Origin of the sequence: Frankia sp. KB5 (assembly GCF_002099325.1) — a bacterium.
GTDB classification, from domain to species: Bacteria; Actinomycetota; Actinomycetes; order Frankiales; family Frankiaceae; genus Frankia; species Frankia casuarinae.
In genome coordinates, this window is record NZ_MRUJ01000122.1 from 1 (window position 1) to 19,625 (window position 19,625).

A 19,625-nucleotide genomic window follows, 5' to 3' on the forward strand; every position below is an offset into this window, starting at 1 on the left:
GGGCCCGTCAGCTCGCCGGCCTGACCGGCGCGCCGGATCCCGCCGGGGCCGTCGTTTCAGTGATCATTGGGGATCCCGAACCCGCGATCGCGGCCACATCGGCATGCGGTGTCACGACGACGTCCGCCCGGGACAGCCGGCAGGCGTCCACGATCGAGGCGTGGTTCAGCGCGTCCGAGACGACCAGGTCGCCGGGGCCGGCCAGGGCGGTGACCACCGCGAGGTTCGCCGTGTAGCCGGAGGAGAAGACCAGGGCCGAGGCGAATCCGGCGTGCGCGGCGAGCGCGTTCTCCAGCTCCCCGTGCAACGTGGTCGTCCCGGTCATGAGCCGACTCCCGGTGGCCCCGGCACCCCAGGCGCGCAGGGCGCGGATCCCGCCGCCGACGACCGCCGGATGACGGCCGAGCCCGAGGTAGTCGTTGCCCGCGAGATCGATGAGCACGCTTGCGCCCGGTTTGTCCGGGCCGCCCCGCGGGCGTAGCTCGCGGCGCAGCCCGGCGGCGGCCCGGGCCCGGGCGTGGTCCGCGAGCCAGGCGAGCGGCGCGGCAGCCTCGACGTCATCGACGGTCACGACGGCCAGCGTACGGGTATCGGCCACTGTGATGGGGTGCCCGCCACCTCACGAACCCGGCCGGTCTGGCAGTCTGCGAGCCGTGGGAACCCTCGCCGACATGCTGCGCGCGAGCACGGATCTCAGCGACGACGACATCGACCACCTGCACGCGCTCGTCGCGGACTGGGCTCTGCTCGCCGACCTCTCCTTCGCTGATCTGTTGCTGCTCGTGCCTGTCCGCTCCGGCTCGGGGGCCAGCCGGGGCGGCCACGCCAGCGGAGCCGAATTCCTCGTCGTGGCCCAGGTCCGTCCCACCACCGGTCCGACCGCCTACCACAACGACGAGGTCGGCAGCGTCGTGATCAATCGCTGGGTGGTCCAGAACGCCTGGCGGGAACACCGGATCGCGCGGGAGGGCGAGCCCGAGTGGGACGGTGGGGTCCCGGTGCGGACGGAGGCGATCCCGGTCCGGCGGGGTGACGAGGTGATCGCCGTCCTTGCCCGGGACACCAACCTCGCGACCACCCGGACGCCGAGCGCGCTGGAGTCGGCTTATCTGYAGGGTGCCAACAACCTGGCCCTGATGATCGCCGAGGGCGCCTTTCCGTTCCGCGGCAGCTCGGCGGAGCTTCCCGAGTCCCCCCGGGTGGGCGACGGCATGATGCGGCTCGACGGCGCCGGGAAGGTGATCTTCGCGAGTCCGAACGCGCTCTCGGCGTACCGCCGGCTCGGCTACACCGGCAATGTCACGGGCGAGGACCTCCGCTCCGTGCACCGGGCGCTGAACCTGTCCGCCACGACCCCGGCGGTCTGGCACGCGCTCGGCCGGCGCCGGCCGGTGGAGGTGGAAGCCGCGGTCGGGAGCACGGTGGTACTTCTGCGGGCGATCCCGCTCTTCCCCGGGGCGACCCGGGAGGTGCTGGTGCTCGTCCGGGACGTCTCCGAACTGCGTCGCCGCGAGGCGCTGCTACTGAGTAAGGACGCGACGATCCGTGAGATTCATCACAGGGTCAAGAACAATCTACAGACCGTAGCTGCCCTGCTGCGGTTGCAGATGCGGCGGACGAGGGTCGACGAGGCGCRCTCGGCGCTGCGGGAGTCGGTGCGCCGGGTCACCTCGATCGCGGTCGTGCACGAGACGCTGTCCCAGAGTCTGGGGGAGAGCGTGCCGTTCGACGAGATCGCCGACCAGATCACCTCGGTCACGGTGGATCTGGCCTCCACCGGGGCCCGGGCGAACACCCGCCGGACCGGGTCGTTCGGGCGGCTTCCCGGCGAACTCGCCACCCCGTTGGCTCTTGTGCTTTCCGAACTTCTGCAGAATGCTGTAGAACATGCGTTCGACGGTTCGGCGGGTTCCATCGAGATCCGGGTCAGCCGCCTGGCGGACCGGCTTGACGTGGTCGTGGCCGACGACGGTGCCGGGCTGCCCGAGGACTTCCAGCTCGAGCACTCGCCAAGGCTGGGGCTGCAGATCGTCCGCCAGCTGGTGCTGGGCGAGATGCACGGCACCATCCGGCTCCAGGCCGGTCCAGAGCACGGGACGGAGGCGCTCCTGTCGATCCCGCTTTCTGAAAGTTGAGTGTTTAGGGTGCCCGGGAGGGGGTATCCCCCAGGATGTGTCCCTCGTCCATGGCCGTCGTGCCGATGTGGCGTGCTCGTGGGGGGCCGGATCGGGACCGTCCCGGGCGGTGGTTCGCCTGAGCGGGCCCGATCTCCGGAAGGTGTGGTCGGGGGCGGAAAACATTACGGCCGTCCCGTCCGCGTCGCGCCRCATTGCTGCGGCGGACGCGCGGACAGAACGGCCGATGCTGCTGCCAGCCACCCCTGCGCCGCGGTACGGGTTGTGGCATGACCTCATGCGGCGACCACTGCGGTCCGCCGGTGGATCCGGTGGTGCCGGTTCCGGCGGGCAGGGTCTGCCGCGAGCGGGTGTTGTTGTTCGGACCCGGGACGTGGTRCCGGTTCCTCGGGTGCTGTCGGCCCGCCGTCGGGGACGGTCCTGCGGTCAGGCGGTTCGAACCCGGAGTCGGACCTGGCGCTTGAGCGCCCGGCGTTCGTCCTCGCTCATCCCGCCCCAGACACCGGAGTCCTGCCCGGTGTCCAGTGCCCAGTTGAGGCAGTCACTCGTGACTGCGCACCGCGCGCAAACGGCCTTTGCCTCTTCGACCTGGCGTTCCGCCGGACCGGTTGTACCGATCGGGAAGAAGAGCTCGGGATCCTCGTCACGGCAGAGCGCTCTGTGGCGCCAGTCCATGCGTACAACTCCCTCTCTCGTCTCGGGCCACACTGCACATGAGACGCTTTGTGAGCCGCTACGGTTGTGCCGAGGTGAAAAATAAATTGAGCAGGATGTCTGCTCGGCCTCGACGGCGGCCGTAGAGCGGGTTGCCGGGTGTCGGTAAGCCCGGGTGCACGTGCATCCACCTCGGACATTCGCCACCCTCCCACCCGAACAGGCAGCGGCGCAAGAACCTGCAAGCCTCTTCACAGCCTGGCTGGCCTGCACTTGTCCGGCAAGGACACAGACGGACCACGGGGGGCGACCGTCTCCCTGGATGGCCGAAGTGCCACGGGAGTCCCGATTGCCAGGGGATGTTACGCTCCGTTGCATCGATCGTCACCGGTGCGGCCRGTGGGCGGCCCGGATCCTCGGCGATCAAGCCGCCGGTGTCATGCCAGTCGGTCATGGATCCGTTCTGTGGTGCCTGAGGGCTGCCTGAGGGCTGCTCCGGCGCCGGTGCGCGCCGTCATCCCGGCCCGATCTAACCCGCTCGCGTCGCCGGAGATGGCAGGGTTGGGGCATGGAGGTTCTCGGTCATCGTGGCAGCAGGGTTCCCGGCCCGGAGAACACGGTCGAGGCGGTGGATGCCGCGTTGCGGGTGGGCGCCGACGGTGTCGAGGTCGACGTGCGGCGCAGCGCGGACGGCGACCTGGTCTGCGTGCACGACGCGCGGCTGTCCCGTCCCGCCGGCCGGGCCGTGGTCCGGCAGACCACGGTGGCGCTGCGGGCCCGGGGCATCCCTCTGCTCGATGAGATCCTCGACGTGTGGGATGGCCGCGGTCGGCTCATCTGTGAGATCAAGAACCAGCCCGGGCAGCCGGACTTCGACGCCCCCCGGGAGCAGACCGCGCGCCGGCTCGCCGAGACGCTGCGTGCCCGGGGATGGACCGGCCGGCGGCCGGACGCCGCCGACCTTGACGCCGGTGCCGGCGGCATCACGGTGTCGTCGTTCGACTGGTTCGCCATCGAGGCGGTGCGTGACGCCGACCTCGCGGTCACGACGGCGTTCCTCACCATGCCCCGGATGTCGGTGAGCGGCGGCCTCKCCTACGCACGGTCGGCGGGCCACACCGAACTGCATGTGCACACCAGCGCGGTGCTCGGCACCTCCGACGCGGCGGGACGGGCGCGCGAAGCCGGCATCCGGTTGATCACCTGGACGGTGACCAGCGTCGAGGACGCCCGGCGGATCCGCGACGCGGGCGTCACCGGGGCGATCTGCGACGACCCCATGGAGATCCACCAGGCGCTGTCCCGGCCGGACGGGACCCCCACCACGGCGCTCGACGCCTGAGCGGCCACTCTCCTGGGCGGGCAGCCGTCAGGCGACGACGCGCAGCGCGTGCGGCTGGTGGGTCAGCAGCACCTCGGAGAACATCCCGAGATACTCGCCGTCCAYCTGCACCGGCAGGGGCGTATCCGTGGAGAAGCGGATCGACGACGTGTTGTGGCGGCGCACCACGTTGCGACCGCGCGGACCCTCGCCGTCGGTGAGTATCCGCGAGGCGGCCCGCAGCACGCTGGGCAACCGTACCCGCCGCAGCGCGAGGAGGTCCAGACCGGTGTCGAAGGACGCGTCCGGGCAGGCGAGGACGGGACGGGAGTTGAGGTAGGTCCATGGGCGGGTGTTGCAGACGATGCAGAAGGCGATGTGCTCCTCGGCCCGCCCGCCCGCCGGGTCGGTGGTCCCGGGGGCGGGGGCCGAGCCGGCGTCGGCGGTCGTCAGGGTGATGGGCGAACCGCGGCGGTCGGTGCCGTGGAGGATCTGACCCGCCGCGGTCCGCAGGAACAGGCCGGCGGTGTTGCGCCTGCCCTTGCCACGCTTCTCCTCGACCCGCGCGACGACCCGGGCATCCAGGCCGATACCGAAACAGAACGTGAACCAGCGCCGTTCGTCGCCGTACTGAGCCCGGCCGAGGCTGATCCGCCGGGTGCGGCCCTCGCGGAGCGCGCTCAGCAGCTCGCCGGTCGCCTCCACCGGTGACGCGGAGTAGCCTAGCGCGCGAGCGAAGACGTTGGTGCTGCCACCCGGGACCACGGCGAACGCTGGGCCGCCCGGTACCGGACCGTTCTGGAGCAGTCCGTTGATGATCTCGTTGACGGTACCGTCCCCACCGAGCGCAAGCACCACGTCGACGCCGAGTTCGGCCGCTCTGGCCCCCAGCTCCACCCCGTGCCCCCGCCCCTYGGTGACCACAGTCTCCAGAGCGAGGTCCGCGGCGAGCGCGCTGGCGAGGACGTCACGAACACGTTCGGTCGTAGCAGTGGCGACGGGGTTGACGACCAACAGCCCTCGCATGCCTCCACCGTAGTCCGCCCGGTCATCCGGGTCGCCGGCTGGGAAAACTCTCACACCGGTGGAATCCGGCGGGCACCTCGCGAAGTGCGACGGGTGATGGCGCGGTGGACACCGTCCGGAGGGTCCCCGGGGGCACCGGTCGACGGCCCCGGGAACGTAGTGTCAGGGATATGGGATCCACGAGTCATCCCGATCAGCCGGCGGCCGGCCGCTTCGGCACGCTGCGGCAGGCTGCTCGCGCGGCGTCCGTGCCCACTCGGGTGGCGTCCGTCCTGCTCGCCATCGAGGCGCTGACCCTGCTGGCCCTCGGAATCCTGCAGGTGCTGCGCGGCTTCGGGCCGGACATCGACGACGTGGGTCGTGCCGAGAGCGGTGGGGTGCTCGCCATCGTCGGCGGGCTCGGTGTGGCGGTCCTCGCGGGGGGCGTGCTGCGCAACGGCGCATCCTTCCGCTCGCCCACCTTGGTCGTGCAGATCCTGTGCCTGCCGGTGGCGTGGGGGCTGGTGCAGTCCGGCCGCTACGGCTACGGCATCCCGCTGCTCGTCGTGCCCCTTGTCATCGTCGTCGCGTTGCTGCTGGCCGGTGGGCTCGGGCCGGTGGTCCCGCCTCGGCGCGGCGGCGGGACCGGGTGACGAATCCGCTCAGCCGTCCTCGAGCAGGCCGCGCCGCAGCTGGGCCAGGGTCCGGGCCAGGAGCCGGGAAACGTGCATCTGGGAGATGCCGAGCTCGGTCGCGATCTGGGACTGGGTCATGTTGCCGAAGAACCGCAGCAGCAGGATGCGCTTCTCCCGCGGAGGGAGCTTCTCCAACAGCGGCTTGAGGGACTCGCGGTACTCGACGCCCTCCAGGGACTCGTCCTGGACGCCGAGGGTGTCCGCGACGGCGGGCGCCTCGTCGTCGCCGGAGTCCGGCGCGTCGAGGGAGACCGCCGAGTAGGCGTTCGCCGACTCCAGCCCCTCGAGGACGTCATCTTCGCTCATCTGCAGATGCCGGGCGATCTCGCTCACCGTGGGGGAGCGGCCCAGCGTCTGGGAGAGCTCGGAGGTCGCCTTCGTCAGGGAGAGTTTGAGCTCCTGAAGGCGGCGGGGGACCCGGATGGCCCAGCCCTTGTCCCGGAAGTGCCGCTTGATCTCACCGACAATGGTCGGGGTGGCGTAGGTCGAGAACTCCACCCCACGTTCCGGATCGAACCGGTCCACCGATTTGWTCAATCCGATGGTGGCCACCTGGACGAGGTCGTCGAGCGGCTCGCCCCGGTTACGGAAGCGGCGGGCGARGTACTCCACCAGCGGTAGGTGCATCCGGACGAGCTGATCGCGGACGGCGGAGCGTTCGGGATCGTCCTCGGGTAGCTCGGCGAGGCGGACGAACAGCGTGCGGGCCAGGGCCCGGTCGGGCGAGTGCGCGCGCTCGGGCCGATCGCTCTCCCCGTCGATCGCCGGACCGTCCACCGCCGGGTTCGGTGGCGCCTGGGTCGTCACCTCGGGGCCGAGATCGCTGTCGATCCCCGGCTGGTCGTCGAGCCCGGATCCCCGTTGGCTCAACGCCGCTACCGGGTCCACCGTGGACACCGGGTCGCGATCGGCTACGTCGTGATCGGCTACGTCGTGATCAGGTACCGTGCGCGGTGGGGTCGGCGTCCTCCCGGTCGACGTCACGACGTACCTACCGTGTCGCCCAGTGGAGTCTCTCTGGACGCGCCCGACCCTCGGACGTGGCCGGCCGGAGGCCCGCCGAGGTCGGCGCGCACGCCCCTGCGTTTCTRCAGGGCGATGCTCACCCGCGACCCTGGGCCCGTCGAGGTCTGCACGTCGCCCGCCAGCGCCTTGAGCACGGTCCAGGCGAAGGTGTCCTCGGAGGGCTGCTCGCCGTCCAGGCTCTCGACCGTCACCAGGACGTGCATCACCCCCGGCGAGAGGGTGAACGTGCAGTCCAGCGAGGAACCCGGCACGGCCGAGACGAGCAGCAGGGCGCACGCCTCGTCCACGGCGATCCGGAGATCCTCGATGTCGTCGAGAGTGAAGTCGAGGCGGGCCGCCAGCGAGGCCGTCGCCGTGCGCAGGACGGTGAGGTAGGCGCTCGCGGCGGGCAGGGTGAGCGCAACCACGTCGCGTAGGCCGCCCGAGTGGGCGGTTTGGCTGTCGATGGTGTCGGAGCTCTCCGCGCCGCCGGTCGAAGGCGTCGGATCCACGTTCCTACCCCCAAAGAGCCTGCGTCGCGCGAGGACGGCGCCTCGCGGGTGTCCTGCCGACCAAGGTCGATTAGATAATGATATTGTCGGCGGTTCCTCTCCCACCCGTCGACGGGTCGAGTATTCCGCTCCCGACCATGACGTCCCGCATGGGCGGACGGTTTCCGCTCCGTCGGCGGCCGGGCGGCGGCCACCGACTCCACCGTACCCAGCCGCCGCTGGGTACCGCAGGTCGGGTGATCGTAAGCTGTTGCATCCGGCCTGTCTGGCCGTCGTCGGCTTAGGCGGTCGTCGGCTCAGGCGGTGCCGGCCGCGGCGCTGCCGGTCCCGACGCCGGCCAGGGTGGTGATGGCGTCGGCGTCCATGCGCCAGGTCGTCCAGCCCTCGATCGGCCCCGCGCCGAGGGAGCGGTAGAACGCCTGCGCCGGGGCGTTCCAGTCCAGTACGGCCCATTCCATGCGCCGGTAGCCGCGGTCGGCGCAGATCGTCGCGAGGGTGGTGAGCAGGGCCTGCCCGTAGCCACGGCGGCGGTGGTTCGGCCGGACGAACAGATCGACGAGGTACATCCCGGTCTGGCCGGTCCAGGTGGAGAAGGTCGGGTGCCAGAGCGCGAAGCCGACGACCTGTGGTGGGGCGGCGACCTGTGGTGGAGTGGGGTCGCCGGCAAGGTGGTCTGTGGTGGCCACCAGACAGTGCGCGGCTGGCACCGGTCCGAACAGGGCCGTGTCGAGATCGGCGGGCGTCATGGCGACGGYGGCCGGCTCCTTCTCGTACGCGGCGAGTTCGGTGACCAGGCGGTGGACGACCTCGACGTCTCCGGGGCCGGCCACCCGGATCACCGGATGTCCCCGGCGGCGCTCGCCGAGCGGAGCTCGGCGTACAGGGCCCGGCAGGCGCGATAGTCGGGCAGCAGGCCAGCCGCCTCCGCCTCCTTGAGCGACGGCGCCGCGGTGTCCTTGTCGGACAGCAACGGCGCGAGATCGTCGGGCCAGGGCAGCGCGAGATCGGGATCGAGTGGGTGGACCCCGTACTCGCGCCCGGGGGTATACGGAGTCGAGCACAGGTAGGAGATCGCGGCGTCGTCGGTGAGCGCCATGAAGGCATGCCCGAGACCCTCCGCGACATACAGGCCCCGCCGGTCGACGTCGTCGAGGACGACCGCCGCGAACGTCCCGTAGGTCGGTGAGCCGACCCTGATGTCGACGACGCAGTCCAGCACCCGGCCGTGCACGCACGTCACGTACTTCGCCTGGCTGGGGGGGACCTGCGCGTAGTGCACCCCGCGCAGCGTGCCGGCCCGGCTCACGCTGTGGTTGGCCTGCGACAGGGTGAGCGGATGCCCCACCGCCTCGGCGAGAGCGTCCGAGCGGAACCACTCCAGGAAGGTCCCGCGGCTGTCGGAGTGCTGGCGCGGGGTGAACACCCAGGCGTCCGGAACCGATAGTTCGCTGATCTCCACGTGTGCGAAGGTACCGGTTCGGTCCCGCGCCTCCCAGGACGCCGGACCACGCGTCGGACCCGGGCCGGCCCCGGACTCCGGTMGTGACGGAGGGGCCGCTGCGAAGCAGGTGACAAATTCCACCCGTTTCTCCCGCTCCTTGGTGTCGGTGAACGAGGACATAGCGATGTCGTAACAACCGGACAYGGGCCATGGCGGAACCGAATTGAAGGCGATCCGGGCGCGTTGCACCCTCGCCCGCCAGGAGGCCGGCGGGCGACCTGGCCAGGTCGATATCCATGCTGACGATGGTTCTTCCGTCGGTGTCGACGAATTCGTTCAGCGCGTACGAACTGTCGGTCGCCATACCGTCAGAACTGTTGGTCGTCACACCGTCGGAGTGCCCTTGTCGTGCACCTCCTTGGGCAGCTGACCAGGGACGGAGCCGTCGACGGAGGATGCCGGTGATCGCCGTCGCCGGGGCACTGGAGTCGTCGTTCCGGTTACCGACGGCAATCATCAGGAGTGCTACCGTCATTGCCGGAATGGGCATCGCCCGAGTACGACGGAAAGCGCCGCTGTGCACGGATTACCTTTTGGGCCCGGGCGGGCGTGTCGGTGGGTTGCCGGTAGCCGGGGGAGACCCCCGCTTCTGATCACGTGATGCTTCCCTCGGGCGTCGGCATCCTCTCCGTGGCGGTATGTTTCGTTTCCGTTGCCGATACGTTCGTTGTCGGTTCGCCGTCGGCGAAGCGCCGTCGGGAGCAGGGGCGGCCRCGCGTGCCATATTGGAAGCAACCCCGGGCAACACCCGGTCGATCGCCCGCCTTACACGATGAGGCGGTACCGCTCAGGCTTGTTCTTCCGCGAAACACGCACCGCACGGGAGTATGAGCACGTTGTAGCCGCAGCCCAGGTGAGACCGCGATCGTCGCGGGGTCCGCCGGCGGCTCGTTCGAGGAGCAACCTCCGTGACCGCAACCACTGACCAGCCGACTCTCGGTTCCACCACGTCGGACTTCGCCGGGCTCAGCCCGCGGCCGTCCGACGACGATCCCGCGTTCGCCCTGCACCGCGGAGGAAAGATCAGCATCAACGCTACCGCTCCATTGAACAGTCGGGAAGACCTGTCCCTGGCCTATACGCCCGGAGTCGCGCGGGTGTGTACCGCCATCGCCGGGACTCCGGCCCTTGCCGACGACTACACCTGGCGGTCTAACACCGTTGCCGTGGTCACGGATGGGACGGCCGTGCTCGGCCTCGGTGACATCGGCCCCGCGGCCTCCCTGCCGGTGATGGAGGGCAAGGCCGCGTTGTYCAAGCGCTTCGGTGGTGTGGACGCGGTGYCACTGGCCCTTGCCTGCACGGACGTCGAGGAGATCGTCGACACCGTCGCGCGCCTCGCTCCGAGCTTCGGCGGGATCAACCTCGAGGACATCTCGGCACCGCGCTGCTTCGCCATCGAGCGCCTCCTGCAGGACCGCGTCGACATCCCGGTCTTCCACGACGACCAGCACGGAACGGCCATCGTCGCGCTGGCCGCGCTGGAGAATGCGGCGAAGCTCACCGGACGCACCCTCGGTGATCTGCGTGCCGTGGTGTCCGGCGCGGGCGCCGCCGGCGCCGCCGTGGCCCGCATCCTGCTGGCCGCCGGCATCGGGGACATCGCGGTTGGCGACAGCCGCGGCATCCTCTACGCCGGTCGGGACAACCTCACCCCGAGCAAGGCCGCGCTCGCCGCCGAGACCAACCGTGCCGGCCTGGCCGGGTCCATCACCGACGCGCTCGCCGGCGCCGATGTCTTCCTCGGGCTGTCCGCCGGGCAGGTCCCGGAGGAGGCGGTCGCCACCATGGCGCCGGAGGCGATCATTTTCGCGATGGCCAACCCCGATCCCGAGATCGACCCGGCGGTCGCCCACAAGTACGCGCGGATCGTGGCGACCGGTCGCAGCGACTACCCGAACCAGATCAACAACGTCCTCGCCTTCCCCGGAATCTTCCGGGGAGCGCTCGACGTCCGGGCCAGCCGCGTGACGGAGGGCATGAAGCTCGCCGCCGCGAGGGCGCTCGCCGCGGTGATCGCGGACGAGCTGGCCGAGGATCTCATCATCCCGAGCGTGTTCGACGACCGGGTCGCCCCGGCCGTCGCCGCGGCGACGGCCGCGGCCGCGCGGGCGGACGGGGCGGCCCGCCGCTGACGAGGGCCGGCTGATCGCCGTCGTGCCAGCCAAGGCGTCCAGGGATCCCGGTGCACCTTCTCCGGGGTCCCTGGACGCCTCCACGGGGCCCGTGCCACGCGGGGTCCCCCCCTTGACGGTCGAGTCCCCCGCGTCCCGCTACGGGTCCTGAGCCGCGTTCCCGGGCCGTTCGCGAGCCCGCGTGGTCTCAGCCCGCGTGGGTCTCAGACCCGGCCGCATCCCGGGCAGGGCCGGTTCTCCACCGCCTCCGCGAGCGGGCGCAGGGTCCCACATCCCTTGTAAGAGCAGCACACGAAGTCGGCGGGAGCCACCGTGATGACCGGTATGCCGTCCACGATGACCGTCGCGGGTGCCTCCGGGACGGGCGCGGGGTGTCGGCGGCGCCAGCCCAGCCGCCGGCTCGACCCGTTTCTGCGTGGCGAGTCGGGCATGTCCTCGTGGGTCACCACGGCCTGTTTACCATTGGGTGTCCACCCTTGTTGTTCCCACGGTGTCGAGTTCAGCACACCGGCCTGGCAGGCGCGGTTGCCGGCCCGGATGGTCCCCTTCGTCCGTGGCGTCGCCTGTCGGTTGTCCTGACTGGATCCGCGCCGGTCGGCCTCGCTCGCGTCTGCACGCCAGTAGCCGTAGGTTCGAAGGGTGCTAGCCGCCGCCGCCATGTCCCTCCACCCCGATTCCCCGCTCGACGGCCTGGCCATCGGGGAGCAGCCCGAATCCGCGCCGCTCGACGGGTGGGTCACCGTCACGGTGCGGGCCGCCTCGCTCAACCATCACGACCTGTTCAGCCTGCGTGGAGTGGGCCTGCCGGCGGATCGGCTCCCGATGATCCTCGGCTGTGACGCCGCCGGGGTGACCCCCGACGGGCAGGAGGTCATCGTCCACAGCGTGATCGGTGATCCGGCAGCGGGCGGGGGGGACGAGACGCTAGACCCGAAGCGGACCCTGCTGTCCGAGCTGTACCCGGGAACCCTTGCCGAGCGGGTCGCCGTGCCGCGGCGCAACCTGATCCCGAAGCCCGCAGGGTTGTCGTGGGAGGAGGCCGCCTGCCTGCCGACCGCCTGGCTCACCGCCTACCGGATGGTCGTCTCCCGGGCGGGGCTGCCCGCCGGGGGCGGCGGCACCGTGCTCATCCAGGGAGCCGGTGGGGGGGTGGCCACCGCGGCGCTGCTGATCGCCAAGGCCGCCGGGCACACCGTTTTCGTGACCTCGCGGGACGAGACCAAGCGGAAGCGGGCGGCCGCCCTCGGCGCCGACGAGGTTCTCGAACCCGGTGCCCGGCTGCCGCGCCGGGTCGACGCGGTCATCGAGACCGTCGGCGCCGCCACCTGGGGTCACTCGGTGAAGGCAGTGCGCCCCGGCGGGCGCATCGTGGTCTCGGGCGCCACCAGTGGTCCGAACCCGCCGGCGGACCTCACCCGGATCTTCTTTCTCCAGCTGTCGGTGATCGGTTCCACCATGGGGAGCCGGGACGAGCTAGTCGATCTCGTTGCATTCGTGGAACGGACCGGGGTGCGGCCGCTGATCCACGAGGTGCGCCCGTTGGCCGATGCCCGGGCCGCCTTCGAGCAGCTGCTCGGCGGTGAGTTCTTCGGCAAGTTGATACTCCGCCCCCCCGCCTAGCCCCTTCGTCGTGGTGCGGGGACTCCTGGCTCGGGGCTGGGCGGGCTAGAGATCCGGGTCCTCGTCGGGGCGGRCCAGCCAGGTGGCGAGCCGGTCGATCGCGTCCTCGAAGTCGGGATACAGGTCCACGAAGACGCGCAGCGAGTCGGCGAGACCCTCGTAGGTCAGGCTCTCCGGGCCGCGCCGCGCGGCGAGTTCCTCGATCCCCCGGTCGGTGAAGTACATCGCTGCCCCCCTGTCTGGCGAGCCGGACCGGCCGCCGCAGGCCGGTGGCGCTGCCGGGCACGGCGGCCCGGGAACACCACCGGTGCGGCGGGACGGTCCTCGGATCGGGCGACGCTCCGCCGGCCGCGCGCTCAGTTCTCGAACGCCGCCTCGACCAGGGCCTGCTGCTCGCGCTCGTGCACCTTCGACGACCCCGAGGCCGGGGCCGCGGCGGCGCGCCGGGAGATGCGACGCAGCCGGATGTCGCCGGGCAGGAACTCGGTCAGGTTGAGGGCCATGTGCGGGTAGGCGCCCTGGTTCGCCGGCTCCTCCTGGAGCCAGACGATGTCCGTCACGTTCGGGTAACGCTCCAGGACCTGCGCGAGCTCCGGCCCGGGCGTCGGGTAGAGCTGTTCGACGCGCAACAGGGCGAATCGCTCGGCGTCGTCGTGCTTCCCCCGGGCGGCGGCGAGATCGTAGTAGACCTTGCCCGCCGTGAGCAGTATCCGGCGCACGGCCGACGGGTCCGTGACGGACCCGTCGTCGATCACCGGCTGCCAGCCGCCGCCGGTCAGCTCGGCCACGGTGGACGTTGCGGCCTTCAGCCGCAGCATCGACTTGGGGGTGAAGACCACCAGCGGACGCCGGACCGGCGAGAGGGCCTGCCGGCGCAGCAGGTGGAAGTAGCTGGCGGGGGACGAGGGTGCGGAGACCGTCATGTTGTTGTCCGCGCACAGCGACAAGAAGCGCTCGATGCGGGCGGAGGAGTGGTCGGGACCCTGACCCTCGTAGCCGTGCGGCAGCAGCAGGGTGACCGCCGACCGCTGGCCCCACTTGGCCTCACCGGCGGTGATGAACTCGTCAATGATCGACTGGGCGCCGTTGGCGAAGTCGCCGAACTGCGCCTCCCAGAGCACCAGCATGTCCGGCCGGGCGACCGCGTAGCCGTACTCGAAGCCCATCGCCGCGAACTCGCTCAACAGCGAGTCGTAGACGTAGAAGGTGCCGACACCGTCGTTCACGATGGTGCCGTCGAGGCCGTGGCGCAGGGTCCGCAGCGGGGTGTGGTCCGCGGCGCTGTGCCGGTCGACCAGCACGGCGTGCCGCTGGCCGAAGGTGCCCCGCCGGCTGTCCTGACCGGTCAGCCGCACCGAGYGGCCGTCGAGCAGGAGCGTTCCGAAGGCCAGGGTCTCCGCCAGCGCCCAGTCGATCAAGCCGGTCTCCACCATCTGGGCCCGCCGCTCGACCTGGGGACRCAGCCGTGGATGGACGGTGAAGCCCTCCGGCAGGTTGACCTGGGTCTCGATGACCTTCTTCACGGCCTCGTCGGACACGGCGGTGCTGACCGCGGCCGCCGCGGCGGCCTCCTCCGGGGTGGTGATGATGCGTGGCTGCGGCGACGAGCTCGCCGGGGTGGTGTCCCGGGTCTGCGCGAAGGCCTTCTCGAGCTCCGCGCGGTAGCTCTTCATCGCTTGCTCGGCCTCCTCGCGGGTGATGTCCCCGCGGCCGATCAGCGCCTCGGTGTAGAGCTTGCGCACCGAACGCTTGCTGGCGATGGTGTCGTACATCAACGGCTGGGTGAACGAGGGCTCGTCCATCTCGTTGTGCCCGCGCCGCCGGTAGCAGACCAGATCGATGACGACGTCCTTGTGGAACGCCTGGCGGTACTCGAACGCCAGCGCCGCAACCCGGACACACGCCTCCGGGTCGTCCCCGTTCACGTGGAAGATCGGTGCCTGGACCATCCGGGCGACGTCGGTGGCGTACACCGACGACCGGCCGGAGTCCGGCGAGGTGGTGAATCCGACCTGGTTGTTGATGACCAGGTGCACGGTGCCACCGGTGCGGTATCCGCGCAGCTGGGACAGGTTGAGGGTCTCGGCGACGACCCCCTGCCCGGCGAACGCGGCATCGCCGTGGACGAGTACCGGCAGAAYGGTGAAACCCGCCGAGCCCTTGTCCAGAATGTCCTGCTTGGCGCGGACGACGCCCTCGGTGACCGGGTCGACCGCCTCGAGGTGCGACGGGTTCGCGACCACCGAAACCGGTACCGTGCGGCCGTCCTGGCCGGTGTAGACGCCCTCGGCGCCGAGGTGGTACTTCACGTCGCCGGAGCCGTGCGCCGTCTGCGGGTCGAGGTAGCCCTCGAACTCGGCGAAGATCTGCCGGTAGGACTTGCCGACGATGTTGGCGAGCACGTTCAGCCGGCCGCGATGGGCCATGCCGATGACGACCTCGTCCATCCCCGCGCCGGCGGCACGCGAGAGAACCTCGTCGAGGGCGGGGATCGTCGACTCGGCGCCCTCGAGGGAGAACCGGCGCTGGCCGACGTACTTGGTCTGCAGGAAAGATTCGAACGCCTCCGCGGCCCCGAGCCGCTCCAGCACGTGCAGCTGCTCGGCCGGGTCCGGCCGCTCCGCGGCCCGCTCGACCCGGGCCTGGATCCAGGCACGCTCATCCGGTTCCTGGATGTGCATGTACTCGATGCCGACCCGACGGCAGTACGAGTCGCGCAGGACCCCCAGGACGTCGCGCAGGGACATCGTCCGGTGCCCGGCGAAGCCGCCGACGGCGAACTCGCGGTCGAGGTCCCACAGGGTCAGCCCGTGGCTGATGATGTCGAGGTCGGGATGGCTGCGGATGGCGAACTCGAGCGGGTTCGTGTCCGCCATGAGGTGGCCGCGCACCCGGTAGGCGTGGATCAGTTCCAGCACCCGGGCGTTGTGGTCGAGGTCGCCCTCGTGCACGACCGGCATGTCGGCGACCCAGCGCACGGGCTCGTAGGGCACCCGCAGCGACTGGAAGATCTCGTCGTAGAAGCCCTCCTCGCCGAGGAGCAGCTGATGCATCCGGCGCAGGTACTCACCCGACTGGGYGCCCTGGATGATGCGGTGGTCGTAGGTGCTGGTCAGAGTGATGATCTTGGAGATCGCGAGCTTCGCCAGGGTGTTCGCCGACGCGCCGGAGAACTCGGCCGGGTACTCCATCGCCCCGACGCCGATGATCGTGCCCTGGCCCTCCATCAGGCGGGGCACCGAGTGCACGGTGCCGATGCCGCCGGGGTTGGTCAGGCTGATGGTGACGCCGGTGAAGTCGTCGGTGGTCAGCTTGTTCGTCCGGGCCCGGCGCACGAGGTCCTCGTAGGCCTGCCAGAACTGGGTGAAGTCCAGCGTCTCGGCCTTCTTGACGGCGGCGACGACGAGCTGGCGGCCCTTCGGGGTCACCAGGTCGATGGCGAGGCCCAGGTTGATGTGCTCCGGCTGGACGACGGCCGGCTTGCCGCCCACCTCCGTGTAGGAGGCGTTCATGACGGGATGCGCGGCCAGCGCCTTGACCATCGCGTAGCCGATGATGTGCGTGAAGGACACCTTGCCGCCGCTGGAGCGGGCCAGGTGCCGGTTGATCACGATGCGGTTGTCCGCGAGCAGCTTGGCCGGCACCGCCCGCACCGAGGTCGCCGTCGGGATGTGCAGCGAGGTCTCCATGTTGCTGACCACGCGGGCGGCGGCGCCGCGCAGCGGCGTGGCCGCCTCCGGAGCCTGCCTGTCGGCGGGTGCCGCCTGCTTCGGGGGCCCGGCGGGCTGTGCCGACGCCGGGACCGGCGCGGCCGGAGTAGACGGCGCGGCCGCGCTCGGCTTCACCGGAACAGGCGTAGTGTGGAAGACCTCACCATCCGGCGAAACCTCCCCGTTAGGTGCCGCCGTGGCGGCCTGCCCGGCGCCGCCCGCGGCGGCGGGCGGCGCGCCGGGGTGGTAATCGGAGAGGAACTCGCGCCACTCCGGCGACACGCTCTGCGGATCTTCGAGAAACTGTTGGTAGATCTCGAAGACCAGCCATTCGTTGGGTCCGAAGTCAGGTCCTGACGCAGGTACCGTCGGTGCTGTCACGGGGCCATTCGCCTCTATCCACGGTCTCGCTTCTCGGCCTCCGATAAGGCCCTTCCGCCACCGTCTGCCTATCCTACCCGCTCTGGGCATCCCGGCCTGGCCCGTCCATGATCGGTTACGAGTAGATTGCTCGGCGTGTTCTCCGGGATGGGCGGACCGGCGCCGGGAACGTCCGGTAGCTACAGCCAATCAGGGCGAGAGCGAGATCGTTCCATCGTTCACCGCGCGGTGGGGATACTCCCGGGCGGGCCGTCGGTTATGCTTCGGTGACGCCGGCCCGCATCATGGCCCCCGGACCCAATAAATGTCGCTTCGAGCGACCTACGCCCGTGAGGCGACCTGGCGGGCCGGCGTCTGCCTCCTGATGTTTCTGCTCCTCGGTGTTTTTTCTCCCTTGGTGTCGTTGTCCCTTGGTGTGTCCGGGGTCAGGATGCGTCCGTCGCGGACTGCCCGTAGTGATCCCACCCATCACTGCCTACGGGGCGCYCCCCGTCCACTGTCACCCCCGCGCCGGCCGATCCCGCGCCGCTCAGGACCGAACCGATCACGATGCACCCGGCCGGCGGGGTCACTCCTGGGGGAAGGCAGGCGACCAGCGGGTGATCCTCGCCGCCGCCGAGTACCCAGCGCAACGGGTCCACATCAAGGGCGGCCCCGGCCGACCGCATCGCCTCGTCGATCAGGAAGGCTTCCGACGCGAGATCGATGGACACCCCCGAGGCCACGGCGATGTGACCGAGATCCGCCACGAGACCGTCCGAGACGTCGCACATGGCGTGCGCGCCCGCGGCGGCGAGCACCGGCCCGAGCGCGTAGGGCGGCCGGGGCCGGCGGTGCGCCGCGATCAGTTCCTTCCATCTCGGGTCGTCGACCCATCGGGAGTCGCCGGCTGCCGAACCCGCCGTGAGTAGGGCCAGCCCCGCCTGGGCCCACCCGAGACGACCAGCGAGCACCACGGCATCGCCGGGCCGGGCGCCCGAGCGCAGGACCGGCGGCCGGCCCTGCAGGTCACCGAGCGCGGTCACCCCGAGCATGATCGAATCCGCGGAGCTGACGTCCCCGCCGGACACGGAGGCACCGGCCTGCGCGCATTCCTCGGCCATTCCGTCGGCCATCGCCAGGGCCCAGTCGACCGCGAGGTCGCCGGGTGCGGCGAAGCCGAGGAACAGGCCGGTGGGCCTCGCCCCCATCGACGCCACGTCGGCGAGGTTCTGCGCGGYGGCCTTGTGCCCGACATCCACCGCGGACGACCAGTCCCGGCGGAAGTGGCGTCCTTCGAGCAGCAGGTCGGTGGTGACGACCACCCGACCGTCCGGGGCGGCCAGCACCGCCGCGTCGTCCCCGGGGCCGACCAGCACGTCCCGTCCATGGGAGAAACGCGCCGTCACGGCCTCGATCAAGCCGAACTCGCCCAGATCGCGCAGCGTCGCCCCCGCCGGGGGTCTCCCGTGACTTCCCATTCGCCATATCCTCCAATATCTAGATGATCTAGATATTCCATCCTCAGCCGGAGTTTCCCGACCCCGCCGGACCGACCGGACCGACCGGACCAACCGGTCCCGCGGCTTCCGGCCGGAGGCGGCACCGACGGGTGGATGGTGGCGAGTCCGGGGCGTGCCGGGGCGTGCCGGATGCGGCCCTGGCCGCACCGCCTACCCGGAAACAGCGGAATGACCGTGATCGCAACGTCTGYGTCACCTTCCCGACATATGCTGCTGGAAATCTGACGCGCGTGCGAAGCCAGACCTGTCCGCGTGTATGTTGTCCGCGGCCTGCCGTGATCCGTGGGGTCGGTCAGCCGCGCGCCCAGGCGATTCGGCCCAGCGGAGGTCCGCTGACCAGGCATCGGTCCAGGTAGGGTCGGGTGGCGCTGCAGCCTGGCCGAGGAAGGATCGAGGGACGGCACTACCTGCCCTCCACCCCCGAGACCATCAGATGGGGTGAGCTGCCGAACGCCCTGACCAGGCCGGTTCTCAGTATCGACTCCGGCGCCACGGTCACCTTCGACACGGTCAGCCAAGAGGGGATCCTCTGCGACCAGGGGCGCGATCCCGACGCCTTCTTCGCCGGTTTCGGGGTCGCGCCGTCGGAGGTGCTGGCCGACGCCCGGGCGATCGCCGCTTCGGGTATCCCGCACCGGTTCGGGGTGGACGGTCCCCACATCGTCACCGGACCGGTGTTCATCCGGGGCGCGGAACCGGGGGACGTGCTGCGGGTTGAGGTGGTCTCRCTGCATCCCCGCGCACGGTATGGGATCGTCTCGACCCGCCATGGCGCGGGCCTGCTTGCAGGGGAGTTCCCCGAGGGGGGGCCGCCGGACGCGGACGCCGACGCCCGCCATTGGCGACGCTTCCGCACCGTTACCAMCTTCTGTGCGGTGGAGCGCCGGCGGGGCCGCCTGTTCGGCGCCCTGACCAGCGTGAACGGCAGCAGGACCCGGTTTCCGTTGGCGCCGTTCCTGGGCATCATGGCGGTCGGCGTGGACACTACCACCAAGATCGTCCCCTCCACCTCGATCGGTCTGCACGGCGGCGCCCTGGACTGCCGGGAACTCGGCGCGGGCGCGCGGCTGTTCCTGCCGGTCCAGGTGAGCGGCGCGTTGTTCGCCGTCGGCGATCCGCATTACGCCCTCGGGGACGGGAAGATCGCTGCCACCGCCCTGGATGGCCCGCTACGGGCGACGCTGYGGCTGACCGTGCTGCGTGACACGGCGGCCCGGTCGGTTCTCGGCGCGCTGCGGGAACCGTTCATCGAGACCGACACGGCCTGGGTCACCCTGGGGCTCGACGTTGACCTCGCCGAGTCCGTCCGCCGCGCGGCGCGGTCGGCGGTGGTCTTCCTGCAGAGCCGGGTCGGGCTCGACCGGACCGAGGCGCTCGCCTACCTGTCCGCCGCGGCCGACTTCGGGGCCTGCCAGCTCGGCACCGGCACCCAGAGCGCGTTCTGCCGCA

Annotated in this window: 16 protein-coding genes and 2 pseudogenes; 6 read left to right on the forward strand and 12 right to left on the reverse strand. The window is 70.8% G+C overall.

Going from position 1 to position 19,625, the window contains the following annotated elements; genetic code table 11:
- Positions 1–19 precede the first annotated feature (19 nt).
- Positions 20–598 (reverse strand): annotated as a pseudogene (locus KBI5_RS13050) (aminotransferase class I/II-fold pyridoxal phosphate-dependent enzyme); the annotation flags it as partial.
- Between the two features lie 73 nt (positions 599–671).
- Here KBI5_RS13050 and KBI5_RS13055 point away from each other — a divergent pair.
- On the forward strand, positions 672–2,135 hold the full coding sequence (locus KBI5_RS13055; protein WP_198537692.1) for a sensor histidine kinase: 1,464 nt from the start codon (positions 672–674) through the stop codon (positions 2,133–2,135).
- Positions 2,136–2,561: 426 nt separating this feature from the next.
- Here KBI5_RS13055 and KBI5_RS13060 read toward each other — a convergent pair whose 3' ends face one another.
- Positions 2,562–2,810 carry a WhiB family transcriptional regulator gene (locus KBI5_RS13060; protein ID WP_011438134.1) on the reverse strand — a complete coding sequence of 83 codons (249 nt, stop codon included), beginning with the start codon at positions 2,808–2,810 and terminating at the stop codon, positions 2,562–2,564.
- A 547-nt stretch (positions 2,811–3,357) separates the two neighbouring features.
- Between KBI5_RS13060 and KBI5_RS13065 the strand changes: the two genes are divergently transcribed.
- Positions 3,358–4,131, forward strand: a complete 774-nt coding sequence (locus KBI5_RS13065; protein WP_085015379.1) for a glycerophosphodiester phosphodiesterase — start codon at positions 3,358–3,360, stop codon at positions 4,129–4,131.
- Positions 4,132–4,158: 27 nt separating this feature from the next.
- Here KBI5_RS13065 and KBI5_RS13070 read toward each other — a convergent pair whose 3' ends face one another.
- The gene (locus KBI5_RS13070) at positions 4,159–5,136 is read right to left on the reverse strand and encodes a diacylglycerol kinase family protein (protein ID WP_085015380.1); all 978 of its coding nucleotides are present in this window, start codon (positions 5,134–5,136) and stop codon (positions 4,159–4,161) included.
- A gap of 170 nt (positions 5,137–5,306) precedes the next feature.
- Between KBI5_RS13070 and KBI5_RS13075 the strand changes: the two genes are divergently transcribed.
- Positions 5,307–5,768 (forward strand): hypothetical protein, encoded by a 462-nt coding sequence (locus KBI5_RS13075; RefSeq protein ID WP_023841776.1) that lies wholly within the window; start codon positions 5,307–5,309, stop codon positions 5,766–5,768.
- A 9-nt stretch (positions 5,769–5,777) separates the two neighbouring features.
- Here the strand turns inward: KBI5_RS13075 and KBI5_RS13080 are convergent, their stop codons facing one another.
- The 4 genes from KBI5_RS13080 to rfbC all read right to left on the reverse strand — a co-directional run bounded on the left by KBI5_RS13080 (position 5,778) and on the right by rfbC (position 8,786).
- Complete coding sequence (locus KBI5_RS13080; protein ID WP_085015381.1) at positions 5,778–6,794, reverse strand: SigB/SigF/SigG family RNA polymerase sigma factor; 1,017 nt, start codon at positions 6,792–6,794, stop codon at positions 5,778–5,780.
- A complete protein-coding gene (locus KBI5_RS13085) occupies positions 6,791–7,327 on the reverse strand; it encodes an anti-sigma factor (RefSeq protein WP_085015382.1) in 537 nt (178 codons plus the stop codon). The genes KBI5_RS13080 and KBI5_RS13085 overlap by 4 nt, the downstream gene beginning before the upstream one ends.
- A gap of 296 nt (positions 7,328–7,623) precedes the next feature.
- Positions 7,624–8,166, reverse strand: a complete 543-nt coding sequence (locus KBI5_RS13090) for a GNAT family N-acetyltransferase (protein ID WP_085015383.1) — start codon at positions 8,164–8,166, stop codon at positions 7,624–7,626.
- Entirely contained in the window at positions 8,163–8,786 is a 624-nt protein-coding gene (gene rfbC, locus KBI5_RS13095) for a dTDP-4-dehydrorhamnose 3,5-epimerase (protein WP_011438127.1), read from the reverse strand. The genes KBI5_RS13090 and rfbC overlap by 4 nt, the downstream gene beginning before the upstream one ends.
- 950 nt (positions 8,787–9,736) lie before the next feature.
- On the opposite strand from rfbC, the gene KBI5_RS13100 reads away from it, so the two are divergent.
- Positions 9,737–10,963 (forward strand): NADP-dependent malic enzyme, encoded by a 1,227-nt coding sequence (locus KBI5_RS13100; protein WP_085015384.1) that lies wholly within the window; start codon positions 9,737–9,739, stop codon positions 10,961–10,963.
- Between the two features lie 203 nt (positions 10,964–11,166).
- Here the strand turns inward: KBI5_RS13100 and KBI5_RS27820 are convergent, their stop codons facing one another.
- Positions 11,167–11,622: a hypothetical protein gene (locus tag KBI5_RS27820; protein ID WP_241882851.1), complete on the reverse strand. Its 456-nt coding sequence runs from the start codon at positions 11,620–11,622 to the stop codon at positions 11,167–11,169.
- On the opposite strand from KBI5_RS27820, the gene KBI5_RS13110 reads away from it, so the two are divergent.
- Positions 11,603–12,583 carry a zinc-binding dehydrogenase gene (locus KBI5_RS13110; RefSeq protein ID WP_085015385.1) on the forward strand — a complete coding sequence of 327 codons (981 nt, stop codon included), beginning with the start codon at positions 11,603–11,605 and terminating at the stop codon, positions 12,581–12,583. The two genes, KBI5_RS27820 and KBI5_RS13110, sit on opposite strands and share 20 nt — an antisense overlap.
- A 45-nt stretch (positions 12,584–12,628) precedes the next feature.
- Here the strand turns inward: KBI5_RS13110 and KBI5_RS13115 are convergent, their stop codons facing one another.
- The 4 genes from KBI5_RS13115 to KBI5_RS27825 all read right to left on the reverse strand — a co-directional run bounded on the left by KBI5_RS13115 (position 12,629) and on the right by KBI5_RS27825 (position 18,858).
- Entirely contained in the window at positions 12,629–12,808 is a 180-nt protein-coding gene (locus tag KBI5_RS13115; RefSeq protein ID WP_085015386.1) for a DUF6104 family protein, read from the reverse strand.
- A gap of 131 nt (positions 12,809–12,939) precedes the next feature.
- A complete protein-coding gene (locus KBI5_RS13120) occupies positions 12,940–16,674 on the reverse strand; it encodes a multifunctional oxoglutarate decarboxylase/oxoglutarate dehydrogenase thiamine pyrophosphate-binding subunit/dihydrolipoyllysine-residue succinyltransferase subunit (RefSeq protein ID WP_085015387.1) in 3,735 nt (1,244 codons plus the stop codon).
- A 425-nt stretch (positions 16,675–17,099) separates the two neighbouring features.
- The gene (locus tag KBI5_RS13125; RefSeq protein WP_085015388.1) at positions 17,100–18,134 is read right to left on the reverse strand and encodes a thiamine-phosphate kinase; all 1,035 of its coding nucleotides are present in this window, start codon (positions 18,132–18,134) and stop codon (positions 17,100–17,102) included.
- Between the two features lie 445 nt (positions 18,135–18,579).
- Positions 18,580–18,858 carry a hypothetical protein gene (locus KBI5_RS27825; RefSeq protein WP_241882852.1) on the reverse strand — a complete coding sequence of 93 codons (279 nt, stop codon included), beginning with the start codon at positions 18,856–18,858 and terminating at the stop codon, positions 18,580–18,582.
- Positions 18,859–19,141: 283 nt separating this feature from the next.
- Between KBI5_RS27825 and KBI5_RS28720 the strand changes: the two are divergent.
- Positions 19,142–19,336, forward strand: a pseudogene (locus KBI5_RS28720) (acetamidase/formamidase family protein); the annotation flags it as partial.
- Positions 19,337–19,625 lie beyond the last annotated feature (289 nt).